Annotated in this window: 9 protein-coding genes; 2 read left to right on the top strand and 7 right to left on the bottom strand. The window is 68.4% G+C overall.

Features of this window, described 5'->3' with window-relative positions:
• Positions 1–579: 579 nt before the first annotated feature.
• Positions 580–1,944 (top strand): NAD-dependent succinate-semialdehyde dehydrogenase, encoded by a 1,365-nt coding sequence (locus tag ABIA71_RS00525; RefSeq protein WP_354282283.1) that lies wholly within the window; start codon positions 580–582, stop codon positions 1,942–1,944.
• A gap of 561 nt (positions 1,945–2,505) precedes the next feature.
• Here the strand turns inward: ABIA71_RS00525 and ABIA71_RS00530 are convergent.
• From ABIA71_RS00530 to ABIA71_RS00560, 7 genes are all read right to left on the bottom strand, one after another.
• Entirely contained in the window at positions 2,506–3,504 is a 999-nt protein-coding gene (locus ABIA71_RS00530) for a magnesium and cobalt transport protein CorA (protein ID WP_128096023.1), read from the bottom strand.
• 15 nt (positions 3,505–3,519) lie between these two features.
• Complete coding sequence (locus tag ABIA71_RS00535; RefSeq protein ID WP_354282285.1) at positions 3,520–4,788, bottom strand: lipoprotein N-acyltransferase Lnb domain-containing protein; 1,269 nt, start codon at positions 4,786–4,788, stop codon at positions 3,520–3,522.
• Between the two features lie 8 nt (positions 4,789–4,796).
• Positions 4,797–5,678 carry a CorC family transporter gene (locus ABIA71_RS00540; protein ID WP_159496341.1) on the bottom strand — a complete coding sequence of 294 codons (882 nt, stop codon included), beginning with the start codon at positions 5,676–5,678 and terminating at the stop codon, positions 4,797–4,799.
• 65 nt (positions 5,679–5,743) lie between these two features.
• Positions 5,744–6,331, bottom strand: a complete 588-nt coding sequence (locus ABIA71_RS00545; protein WP_354282287.1) for a hypothetical protein — start codon at positions 6,329–6,331, stop codon at positions 5,744–5,746.
• A gap of 31 nt (positions 6,332–6,362) precedes the next feature.
• On the bottom strand, positions 6,363–6,848 hold the full coding sequence (ybeY, locus tag ABIA71_RS00550) for an rRNA maturation RNase YbeY (protein WP_128095419.1): 486 nt from the start codon (positions 6,846–6,848) through the stop codon (positions 6,363–6,365).
• A 56-nt stretch (positions 6,849–6,904) separates the two neighbouring features.
• Positions 6,905–7,771 carry a hypothetical protein gene (locus ABIA71_RS00555; protein WP_354282289.1) on the bottom strand — a complete coding sequence of 289 codons (867 nt, stop codon included), beginning with the start codon at positions 7,769–7,771 and terminating at the stop codon, positions 6,905–6,907.
• Between the two features lie 38 nt (positions 7,772–7,809).
• Complete coding sequence (locus tag ABIA71_RS00560; protein WP_038689307.1) at positions 7,810–8,793, bottom strand: PhoH family protein; 984 nt, start codon at positions 8,791–8,793, stop codon at positions 7,810–7,812.
• Positions 8,794–9,454: 661 nt separating this feature from the next.
• On the opposite strand from ABIA71_RS00560, the gene ABIA71_RS00565 reads away from it, so the two are divergent.
• Positions 9,455–12,679, top strand: coding sequence for a type VI secretion system Vgr family protein (locus tag ABIA71_RS00565; protein WP_354282291.1), 3,225 nt, complete (start codon positions 9,455–9,457; stop codon positions 12,677–12,679).
• The last annotated feature ends 3 nt before the right edge of the window (positions 12,680–12,682 follow it).

Raw genomic sequence — 12,682 nt, forward strand, 5'->3', positions numbered from 1 at the left:
GGGGGGGGGGGGGGGGCGGCCCCGCCCGCCCCCCCCCCCCCCCCCCCCCCCCCCCCCCCCCCCCCCCCCCCCCCCCCCCCCCCCCCCCCCCCGACAGAGTGCTTGCCCTTTTGTTGAAGGCGTAGGGCAACGGCGTAAGGCAGTTGCCGCGTTGCGCCGCGTAGAGCCGGGCTCTGCCCGGCTGCTCTTCTCTCCCCAATCAAACCGGTCGGCCGGCTTTGCTCTTGGTTCGGCAACCGACAAACTGTCCAGGCATGGTGAGGGTGGGTTGACGGGGCCCTGAGCCGCATGGATGCGGCGACGGAGCTTACATGGGTGAAGGCGCATTGTTTGCGAGGCACTGCCTCGCATGCGTCTGAACGCACAGCCGCCAGCGGCTGGGCCGGGCCGCGGAGCGGGACTTGCAGCGTGCCCTGGCAACTCACCCTCACCGTGCCCGCCCGGAAGAGGCGACTGCTAACGCTTCGGCCCGACGTGCGACACCATGTCGCAATCCAACCCCGTCTCCCCGCCAACCCCGGCAACATCCGGATCACACCCCCGGGCGCAGAATGATGAACTGTCTTCCGGAGTACCACGATGACCGTTGAAATCGTCAACCCCGCCACCGGCCAGGTCACCTACCGCCACGAACTGCTCGATGCCGCCCAGATCGAACAGCGCCTGGCCGCTGCGGCAGGCGCGTTCCCGGCCTGGTCGGGCCAGTCCCTGCAGGCGCGCAGCGTCATCCTGCGTGGCATCGCCGCGCAACTGCGCACCCGCAAGGATGAGATCCAGCGGGCCATGACCACGGAGATGGGCAAGCTCAAGGCCGAAGCCCTGGCCGAAGTGGAAAAGTGCGCGCAGGCCTGCGAGTTCTACGCCGACCACGCCGCCGATTACCTCAAGCCGCAGCTGATCGACACCGAGGCCCAGCGCAGCTACGTACGCTACGAGCCCATCGGCTGCGTGTTTGCTGTGATGCCCTGGAACTTCCCGATCTGGCAGGTGTTCCGCTTCCTTGCGCCAGCCTTCATGGCCGGCAATGTTGCCCTGCTCAAGCATGCCAGCAACGTCCCGCAGTGCGCCGACCTGATCCTGGCTGTATGCCGCGACGGTGGCCTGCCCGCCGGCGTGTTCGACGTCCTGCACATCGACAACGACCAGGCCGCCGACGTGCTGCGCGACAAGCGGGTCAAGGCCGTAACCCTGACCGGCAGCGAACGGGCAGGGCGCTCGATTGCCGCCAATGCCGGTGACCAGCTCAAGAAGTGCGTCATGGAACTGGGCGGCAGCGATGCGTTCGTCGTGCTCGAAGACGCCGACCTCGACAAGACCGTCGCCGCCGCGGTGAAGTCGCGGTTCGACAACAGTGGCCAGACCTGCATCGCCGCCAAGCGCTTCATCGTGGTCGATGCCATCGCCGATGCCTTCGTGGAAAAGTTCGTCGCCGCCGCTGCCCAGCGCGTCTACGGCGACCCGCAGGACGAACACACCACGCTGGCCCCGATGGCCCGCGCCGACCTGCGCGATGAACTGCATACGCAGGTGCAGGACAGCGTGGCCAAGGGCGCCAAGCTGCTGCTCGGCGGCGAGCCCGTGGCGGGCAGCCATGCCGGCTACCCGGCCACCATCCTGGACAACGTCGGGCCGGGCATGCCGGCCTACGACGAGGAGCTGTTCGGCCCGGCCGCGGCCATCCTGCGCGTGCGCGACGATGCCGACGCGCTGCGCGTGGCCAACGACACCACCTTCGGTCTGGGGGGCAGCGTCTGGACCGCCGATGCGGTGCGTGGCGAAGCGATCGCCAAGAAGCTCGAATGCGGCGCGGCGTTCGTCAACGCCATCGTCAAAAGCGACCCCCGCCTGCCGTTTGGCGGCAGCAAGCGCTCCGGTTTCGGCCGCGAACTGGCCGACCACGGCATCCATGAGTTCATGAACATCAAAACGGTGTACGTGGCTTGATCTGAGGGGCGTAGCGGCCAACGGTCGCTACCTACTCGTACCACAGCGGTAGAGCCGACCGTTGGTCGGCTGCTCCAAATCTCGGGATGCCCTGTATGTATCCGGCACCGCCTGGAGCCGGCCAGCGGCCGGCACTACCGGGTCCGCGTTGTACACCGGCACAACCCGGCATCGCATTGCTCAAACGGGTAGAGCCGACCGTTGGTCGGCTGCTCCAAATCTCGAGACGCTCCGCGTGTATCCGGCACCGCCTGGAGCCGGCCAGCGGCCGGCACTACCGGGCCCGCGTTGTTCACCGGCACAACCCGGCATCGCATTGCTCAAGCGGGTAGAGCCGACCGTTGGTCGGCTGCTCCCAATCTCGGGATGCTCCGTGTGTATCCGGCGCCGCCTGGAGCCGGCCAGCGGCCGGCACTACCGGGACCCGCGTTGCTGGCCGGCACAACCCGGCATCGCGTTGCTCAAACGGGTAGAGCCGACCGTTGGTCGGCTGCCCGGACTACCGACATGCCGTGCGTACATCCCGCGCCGTAGCCCCAAACGGGCGCCGACCACCCCGCGTCAGAGCCAACGCACCCGCTTGAACAGCCGGTACAACCCCACGCAGATCGCGCCCACGCCGATGATCATCGCCGGGTACGCCCACGGCTGGTCCAGCTCGGGCATGTGGGTGAAGTTCATGCCATACCAGCTGGTGATCAGGGTCGGCGCCGCCAGCAATGCCGCCCACGCACCCAGCCGCTTCACCGTCTCGCCCTGCGCCAGCGTCACCAGCGACAGGTTCACGTTCAACGCCGTGCCCAGCATCTCGCGCAGGGTGTCGATCACATCGCTGATCCGTACCGCATGGTCATGCACGTCGCGCAGGTACAGCTTGACCTCGTCCGGCACCAGCTCGCCCTGGTAGCGCTTGATCTGCGCCAGCATGTCCTGCAGCGGCGCCACGGCCATGCGCATCTTGTTGAGCTCGCGCTTCAGCTCGTACAGCCGCACCACGGTCTGGCGCTTGTAGCTGTCCGAGAAAATGTCCTTCTCCAGCAGCTCCAGCGTGTCGCGATAGCGCTGGGTGATGGGCAGGTAGTTGTCCACCACGAAGTCCAGTACCGCATACAGGCAGTACGACGGCCCCATCGTGCGCAGCAGCTCGGGCTCGCGCTCGACCCGGGCGCGCGGCGCGGCGTAGGACAGCGACGCCCCATGGCGGACCGTCACCAGGAAGCGGGGACCCAGGAAGGCATGGGTTTCGCCATAGGCGATGCGCTCATCGACCATCTGCGCGGTGGTGACCACCACGAACAGGGAGTTGCCATACGCCTCCACCTTCGGCCGCTGGTGCGCGTTGCGGGCGTCTTCGATGGCCAGCGAATGCAGGCAGAATTCTTCCTGCAGCTTGAGCAGCACGCTGTCGGCCGGCTCGTACAAGCCGACCCAGACAAAGCCGTTGCCGCTTTCGATCACATCGCTGATCGCGTCCAGACTGATGTCATGGCGCTTGCCCTGGTCATCGTAGTGCACGCAGTTGATGACGCAGGGCGGATTTACGGGTGCGGTGCTTTCCATGGGCGGCATCCTGCGTCAGCGGCCTGTGACAGGTACGTCACGACGGCCCAGCGCCCACGCCAGCGCCAGATGCACCGGCAGCAGCAGCACGATCCACTGCAGGTTGACCTGCGCCTGCAGGCTAAGCCAGTGCAGTACCAGGCCCAGCGACGCCAGCAGCGCCACCGCCCACAGCACCCAACGGAACCACGCACGCGGGGTGCGCCCGCGCAGCAGCGTGATCGCGCCGGGCAGCAACAGCAGGCACAGTGGCGACAGCACCAGCAGGTTGCGGTTGGCCCACGCAGCCTGGTGCGCGCTGAAGCCCCACAGGTAGGTCAGCAACGCGCCGGCGATACCGCAGAACAGCCACAGCGGCAGCGCGATGCCGCCCAGCAGGCGTCGGCGGGAGCGCAGTGCACACACCCCCGCGGCGGCCAGCAGGCCGCACAGCAGCCAGGGCCACCAGCGGCGCGGGGATTCGGTGGGTTCCGGGGCGATGCGGTGCGGCAGCAGTTCCTGCTCGGCCTGTACCAGCGGCCGGCCTTCGCTGTTGCGCGACTGGCGCAGCGCATCGGCCAGGCGCATCGGCACGAACGCTTCCTGCCAGCGCGACAGCGGCTGGTCGGCGAACGGGCCCAGCCCGATGTCGAAGCCCAGCCACATCCATGGCGATGGCGAGGCCAGCCGCACCGATTCGCTGCGGTAGGTGTTGCCACGCGAACGCCCGGACAGCTGCGAATGCAGGCCACCGCCGAGCGCCTGGTCCACCGCATCGCGGACCATGGTGGCGCAGTTGGCGGTGTAGTAGTCGTAGTGGTAGCGCGCGTTCTCCGGCTTGGCGCGCTCGGCCAGCGAGGCGGCCAGGGTGCGCGCCTGCTGCGGGTCCAGGTCCAGCCACTGGATGCTGGCCCCACGACCGCTCTGGCGGTAGTAGGACATGTCTTCGTCCAGCGGCAGCGCCACCAGGTAGTACATCATCTCGCCGCGCACGAAGCGGCCGATGAAGTCCGGCTCGCTCGGATCGAAGTAGCCGAAGTTGTAGGAGGTGGCCTGGCCCGTGACCGGGTCCACCACCACCAGCGCGTCGTGACCGAAGCGCTCGAAGAAGATCTCGCCGGGCTGCATGGTGACCACGCCGATGCGCGGTGCCGCCGGCGCGTTCGCGCCGGCATCGGCCGCCGGCACGGTGACGGGGGCCGCCGCCTCCTGGGCCAGCGCCGCGAAGGGCAGGCTGGCCAGGGTGAGCATCCAGCACAGGAACAACAGGCGGCACGACGGCCACCGCTTCAGCAGGGGCCGCATGGCGTGGATCAATCCTCGTTGTTCGTGTCAGCCGGCAGCACGGTCACATGGAACGCCTGCACGCGGCGGGCATCGGCACGCGCCACCCGGAACACGAAGCGGTCCAGGCTGAGCTCGTCGCCGGTTTCGGGCAGGTGGCCGATCGCCTCGGTGACCAGGCCACCGATGGTGTCGTAGTCGTCGTCGGGGAAGCTGGCGCCGAAGCGCTCGTTGAAGTCCTCGATCGCGGTCAGGGCGTCCACCACGTACTGGCCGTCGGCCTGGATGGCGATCTGCGCGGTGTGGTCCTCGGCCTCGTCGTGCTCGTCGTCGATTTCACCGACGATCTGCTCCAGCACGTCCTCGATGGTGACCAGCCCGGAAACACCGCCGTACTCGTCCACCACGATGGCCATGTGGTTGCGCGAGAGCCGGAACTCCTTCAGCAGCACGTTGAGCTTCTTGGCTTCGGGAATCAGCACCGCCGGGCGCAGCAGTTCGCGCACGTTGGCCGGGCCGTTGTCGGCAACCACGCCGCGCAGCAGGTCCTTGGCCAGCAGCACGCCAAGGATGTCGTCCTTGTTGTCGCCGTGCACCGGGAAGCGTGAGTGGCCCGATTCGACCACCTGCTTCATCAGTTCAAGGAAGGGCGCTTCGACCGGCAGGGACACCATCTGCGAACGCGAGATCATCACGTCGCCCACGGTGAGTTCGGCGACCGAAATCGCCCCCTCCATCATGCGCAGGGTATCGGCAGCGATCAGCCCATCGGCGTGCGCGGTGTGCAGCACCGCCACCAGCTCGTCGCGGGTGTGGGGTTCGCCGGAGAAGGCAGAGGTCAGGCGTTCGAGCCAGCTGCGCTTCTTTTCGTTCTGCTCCAGGGTGGAGCTACTACTGTCGTCTTCAGACATCTCTGGAAAAAAGGGCACCCGGCGAACCGGGCGTTGGATTCAGTCTAGCAGGATGCGGGGCCCTGTCAGCGCCCGCCTGCGGGGGCCGCATTCACCGAGGCGGCCGGCGGGGTGGGGGCCGGCACCGGCGCCTCCTCCTCCGCGGGCAGGTCCAGGCTGTAGGTGCAGCCGGCCAGAGTCTTGCCCGGGTGGCTCTTGACCGTGGACAGGCTCAGGATGATCGATTCGATCATCGGCTCGCCGGTGCTCGGGTCGGTGACATCGCGGCTGACCAGCTCCCGCCCGGCCATGAACTTGCCCGGGTTGTCCACCCCGTCCTCCAGCGCCAGCGTCTTCGCCAGCGGGCGCGGGTCGGCCAGGTCCAGGATGGCCATGATGCTCGCGCCGGCCACCGCCACGTACTCGGTGCGCTGCCCGAACACCGTCAGCGGCGTGGCCAGCCGGAACTCGGTCATGAACTGGTTGCCCTGCGGCAGCGGCTGCAGGCCATTGGCCACGGCCTTGAGCGGGTCGGCCACCACCGGGGCGACGGCGGCGTAGTCGGCCACGCCCTGGCGGCATTCGATCAGCGCGGCCAGGTCCAGCGGGGCGGCCGATGCGGCGGCGGGCAGCAAGGCCAGCAGGCCCAGGCAGAGGGTCTTGAAAGCGGTCATCTGGAATCCGTGGGTAGCCGGGCGGCGCGGCTTACTGCTCGTTGGCGTAGGGGTCGTCGATGCCCAGTTCAGCCAGGATGTCGCGTTCCAGCTGCTCCATGGCCTCGGCTTCCTTGTCGTCCTCATGGTCCCAGCCGAGCAGGTGCAGCACGCCGTGCACGGTCAGGTGCGCGTAGTGGGCATTGAGCGCCTTGTCCTGCTCGGCCGCTTCGCTGGCCACCACCGGCGCGCAGATCACCAGGTCGCCGAGCAGCGGGAACTTCACGCCCTTGGGCAGGCCCTCGGGCACTTCGGCCGGGAAGCTGAGCACGTTGGTGGCGTAGTCCTTGCCGCGGTAGTGCCGGTTCAGCGACTGACCTTCCTTGGCATCGACCAGGCGGATGGCCAGGTCGGCTTCACGGATGCGGCCCTTGAGCGCGGCAGCCACCCATTTGCGGAAGCTCACCGCAGAGGGCAGCCCGGCGCGGGGCAGGGCGTAGCTGACGGCTACATCGAGGCGGACGGGGCCCTTGGTCATGGCGATACCGGTAATTCAGATCAATCAGGAGGGCACAGTATCGCGCGTGCGACGCCTCACTGCGACTTCCAGTCGTCGGCGTCGTAGGCGATCTCGATGACATCGGCGGTGGCACGGCGCTCCTCGATACGCACGGTGCTGGCCGAGCCGTGGCAGTGATACCCCTGTTGCTGGCTGAGCTGGCGGGCAATTGCGTGCATCATCTGCGTATCGGAGGCGTTGGAGTCGACCTGGATGGCGCCGGCGGCGCAGCCGCCAACGTTCTCCACCTGCACCGCCGGCACCAGTGCGCGCGTGGCCTGGTCCGCAAGCGCGTCGAATGCCTCGGCGCCGATGTCCGGCTGCGCGGCCGAGATGCGCACCTTGACGTAGTACAGCTGCTTGTAAAACAGATACGCATTGGAGCGCAGCGGGGCGTCGCCCGGCGCGCGATGCAGTTCCATGCGCAGCTTCTGCCCGTTCACCCCGCCGGCGTTGGCGATGGCGTCGCGCATGACGGCCTCCTCATCGTTGGCCGCCGCCGGGGGTGGCGCAGGGGTAAGCCGGAATGCGTCAGCCGGCCCCAGCGTCTGCTGGCGCGAATAGGTGCCGTCCTTGACGGCATGCTTCATGCTTTCGCCGAACGCCTGCATGCCCTCGATCACTGCGGTATCCGGATCGAGGCGGCCCGCTGCATAGATGTACAGGTTGATCGTCGCTTCGGGGTGATCCTTGGCGCGGTAGAGCAGGCTGGCCCCGGCCAACCGGTTATCCGGATCGAGACTGCTGCGTACCAGGGTGAAATCGCCCACCGACCTGGGGGCGATCACGTAGCTGGTTTCCACATACGGACGCGCGGGGGCGGCCGTTTTTTCACTGGCCGACGCCGTTGCCGGCACGGCGGCCAGCAGGCAGAGGCACAACAGCACGCAGGTACGATTCATGGCACTTCCTGTGCGACGGGAGTGCCGGCAGTGTACGGCTACTCCGCGCCGGGATTCACCTGCTGCAGGTCGCGCCGGTCGTAGGCGCTGACGATGCGCGCCACCAGCGGGTGGCGGACCACGTCGCGGGCCTCGAAGAAGGTGAAACTGACCCCGTCCACGTCGCGCAGCACCTCGATCGCGTCGCGCAACCCGGACTTCACGTGCTTGGGCAAGTCGGTCTGGGTGAGGTCGCCGGTGACCACTGCGGTGGAGCCGAAGCCCAGCCGGGTCAGGAACATTTTCATCTGCTCCACGGTGGTGTTCTGCGCTTCGTCCAGAATCACATAGGCATCGTTGAGCGTGCGGCCGCGCATATACGCAAGCGGCGCGATTTCGATGACATTCTTTTCCAGCAGTTTCAGCACTTTCTCCACGCCCAGCATTTCATACAGCGCGTCGTACAGCGGGCGCAGGTACGGGTCGACTTTCTGGCTGAGATCGCCCGGCAGGAAGCCCAGTTTCTCGCCGGCCTCCACCGCCGGTCGCACCAGGATCAGCCGCTGCACGCGCGACTCGTTCAACGCGTCCACCGCGCTGGCCACGGCCAGGAAGGTCTTGCCGGTGCCGGCCGGGCCGATCCCGAAATTGATGTCGTGGGTGGTGATCTGGTGCAGGTAGCGCGCCTGGTTGGCGCCGCGGCCGCGCACCGTGCCGCGCTTGACCTTGATGGTCACTTCCTGTGCTTCGTAGGCCCGTTCGACCACCTGGTCGACATTGGCCTGGTTCAGGCGCAGGTGGATGGCGTGATTGTCGAAGGTCACCTCCGCCGCTTCGGCGTAGAGCGCTTCGATCAACAGCTGCGCTTCCTCGGCCAGGCGCCGCGGGCCGGTCACGCGGAACACGTGGCCGCGGTTGGCGATTTCCACGCCGAGTTTGAGTTCGATCTGGCGCAGGTGCTCATCAAACGGGCCGGCGAGGTTGGCCAGGCGTTCGTTGTCTTCGGGAGCCAGGGTGAAATCGCGTTGCGAGAGTGCGGTCATTGCGTCTGGCAGCCTTCGATCCAGGGGACCGCGGCCGCAAGCAGGGAAAGGGTCTACAGGGTAGCGCGCAGCCCGTGCAGCCGCCATACCGGTGCCGGTTGTCCACACCGGGTGTGGGGGAGTCGTTGGCAAAGCTGTGGATATCCCGTGCCAGCCCTTGTGCGACAAGGTTGAACAAGGGCTGGTGAAAAAATGGCCGGTCGCTTCAGGAACAGGACACGCCGCCAGCCCGACCTGTACGCGGCACGCCCTCGGGCACTGGCGCGCTGTACCCGGTGCATGCCCTGGTGGGGGCGTTGGGAATTTGACGATATTTGCGTGGCGGAATCGGCCGGAATTATGTCGTTAGTTATGTTGATGGGCCAAGGCAGACATCCGGCGACGCTTCAGGCCCGCGCGTTCCGTGCGAGTAGGGGTTTTCCTACATTATCGTCAGAGTTGCCCCGGATATCGGGCGGCGACGATTCACTATATTCTTCGTCCATGCAGCTTGGTGCGTGCGTCTGTGTGGCGGGGAGAGCCTGCAGATAATGCAGCGGCGTGCGTTTCGACGGTAGCGACAGAGTGGGAGGTGCAGCGTGCTGCCGCCATGCCGGCGGGCCGGGTGCGCCATGGATGCTGGGCAGGTCACGCGGCCGGACGGCTGCAATGGATGGGCACGATGCAGGATGCAATCACACTGTTCGCCGGCGTCGCCGGGCTGGACGGCGCCAGTCGTCCGCACCGTCTGGCATTGGCCAACGGCCAGGCGCTGCTGGTCGAGCGCTGGTGCGGGCACGAACAGCTGTCCGACGGTTTCCAGTGGTGGGTGGACGTGCTGGCCAACGATGCCCTGCTCGACGTGGATGCCTGGCTCGGCGTTGCCGCCACATTGTCCTCGCGGCAGGCCGGCGGACACGACGTACTGCGCAGTGGCGTGGTGTCCGAGGCGGCCTGCGTGGCGTCCGATGGCGGGCTGGCGCGCTATCGCCTGTGCCTGGTGCCGTGGACCTGGCTGCTGGGGCAGGCGCGGCAAAGCCGGGTGTTCCAGGAACGGGCGGTGCTGGACATCCTGCAGGCCGTTCTGGACCCCTATGCCGCCCAGGGTACCTGGCGGGTCAGCGACGAAGTGATCGACTTCCTCGCCGCCGTGCCGCGGCGCAGTTACTGCGTGCAGTACCGCGAATCGGACCTGGACTTCCTGCAGCGCCTGCTCGCCGAAGAGGGCCTGGGCTGGCGCATCGAAGAAGACGCCGACGCGCCTGCCGGGCACGCACTGGTGGTCTTCGCCGACAGCGCCGCGCAGGCGCAGGACGCCACCTCCGAGCGCGACGGCGGGCTGCGCTTCCACCGCGCGGACGCCACCGAGGCCACCGACAGCGTGCTGACGCTGGGACGTTCGCGGCGTATCGGCGTAACCGCGCTGGTGCTGGCAAGTGACGACTATCTCGGCCAGCAGGCGCGTCAGGGCCAGACCCCGGTGCTGTCCGCGCAACGCGGGGAGACCGCCCTGGAGGCGTACACCCCGGTGGGCGCCTATGCGTTCGCCAACCGCGGCGTGGCCGACCATTACAGCCGCCTGGCTGCCCAGGCGCACGAATCGCGCAGCGCCAGCTGGGTGGGCAGCAGCACCGCCCCGGGGCTTCGCACGGGTACCTGGTTCAACCTGCGCCAGTGGCCGCTGTCCGACCGTGCCGGCGTGCCGAATGTGCTGGTGACGCGCATCTGGCATCAGGCCAGCAACAATTTTCCCACCACCGCGCGCGAGGCGCTGCTGCAGCGCCTGGGCCATGCGCCACCGGCGCCCATGGCCGGGCTGGATACGCCCGCGCGCCAGCGCCAGCTGGGCACGCGGGCCGAAACGCTGGGCTATGCCAACGCCTTCGAGGGCGTGGACCGCGCCGTGGCGTGGCGCCCGGCGCGCGAAGACGGCACCGGCCTGCGGTTGAATCCGCGGCCGCTGGCACCTGGCTACCAGACCGCGCGGGTGATTGCCGCTGATGGCAGCGACAGCGGCGAGGTGTCCTGTGACGACCTGGGCCGGATCAAGGTGCGCTTCCACTTCCAGCGGGCAGGCAGCGGCGACGATGGCAGCAGCTGGCTGCGCGTTGCCCAACGCTACGCCGGCCCCGGGGTGGGTGCACAGTTCCTGCCACGGGTAGGGCAGGAGGTGCTGGTGACCTTCCTGGAAGGCGACATCGACCGCCCGCTCATCGTCGGTACGCTCTACAACGGTCGCGGCGAAGCTGGCACGGCCGCCCCCCCGGCCGGCGCGTCGGCGACCAGCGAACGAGGCGCCTATGCGCAGGCAGGGGATGCCCGCAGTAGTGCGCAGGGCAACCTGGCCGGTGGCCACGCGCCCGCCTGGCATGCGATGGGCGCCGGCGAAGACGCGCACCGCAACCCGGCCGCGCTGTGGGGCATCCAGTCGCGCGAGTGGCACGGCCAGGGGCACTCGCGGTTGCTGTTCGACGACAGCGACGGACAGCTGCGCCTGCAGTTGGCCACGACCCATGCCAGCACCCAGCTCAACCTGGGGCACCTGATCCACCAGGCCGACAACTTCCGCGGCAGCCTGCGCGGCGAAGGCAACGAGCTGCGCACCGACGCCTGGGGGGCCGTGCGGGCCCGCGCCGGCCTGTGGCTCAGCGCGCAACCGCGCGCCGCCCGCGCGCCGGCCGGTGAGGCGGTCGCCCCCAGTGCGCTGCTGACCCAGCTCAACGAACTTGGCCGGGTCCAGCACCAAGCCACCCGCGTGCACCGCAGCGTCGCCGTCGCCGCGCACGCCGGCGTGGCGGGCCAGCAGGATGCGCCTGCGCCGCTGGCCAGCCTGCTGCGCAGCACTCGTACCACCGTGGCCGGGAACGCCTTCGACAGCGGTCGGGCCGACGCCCCGGCGTACGCCAGCGGTGGCGGACAAGAGCGCCTGCCGCACAGCGGCGATGCCACCCTGGGTCTGTCTGGCAGCGACGGTCTGGTGCAGGTCGCCGGGCAGAGCCTGCAATGGGCGGTGGGCGAGGTGCTCAGCCTGGCCAGCGGGCAGGCGTCCGAATGTGTCGTCCAAGGCCAGGCGCGTGTCCACGCCAGCCAAGCCATCGGCGTGCTGGCGGCCACCGTGGGCACGGCCGCCGGGAACACGCTCAGCGTGGTGAGCGGGCAGGGCGAGCTGATCGTGCAGGCCCAGGACAACCAGATCCTGCTGCAGGCGCGCAACGCCCTGCGCGCGGCCAGTGCCAGCGCGGCGGTCGAAATGGCCGCGCCGAAAACCGTGCATATCGCCACGGCCGGCGGTGCCAGCATCACCCTGGCCGGCGGCAACCTGACCGTGACCTGCCCCGGCAACATCACCGTGCATGCGGGTCAGAAGTCCTTCGTTGGCCCCGCGAACCTGACCTATCCGCTGCCCACCATGCCGCGCAGCGAATCCCCCGATGTACTGCCCAGCTTCGCCTTCCGCCTGCAGGACATCCCGGGCCCGCAGGGCATCGCGCTGGCCGGCCAGCCGTGGAAAATCGTGCGCACCCGGCAGAGCGCCAGCGATACGCCGGACAACCTGCATGCGGTGGATGCCGGACAGTGGGTGGAAGTGCTCAAGGAAGGCAGCGCCGACGACGACGGCAAGGTCGCCCTTGACGATGCCGACTGCAAGACCGTCTGGGACGCCGTGGCGCGGTTCCCCGGGCGCCTGTACCTGGTGCACGGCATCGACGCCATCCCGCTGCAGATGCGCCAGTTCAGCACCGGCCCCGGGGTACGCGAGATCGTCGAGACCCTGGATGCCAACAACTACAGCAAGGACCTGCAGCACCTGCCCGATGCCGATGCGCTACGCGCCATCCGCCACCGGGTGGAGTACGAGTTCCAGTCCCTGCTGACCACCACGCCCAAGCAGCGCAAGGAGCTCTGAACC

It is taken from the genome of Stenotrophomonas sp. 2619, assembly GCF_040548725.1.
Classification (GTDB): Bacteria; Pseudomonadota; Gammaproteobacteria; order Xanthomonadales; family Xanthomonadaceae; genus Stenotrophomonas; species Stenotrophomonas maltophilia_AP.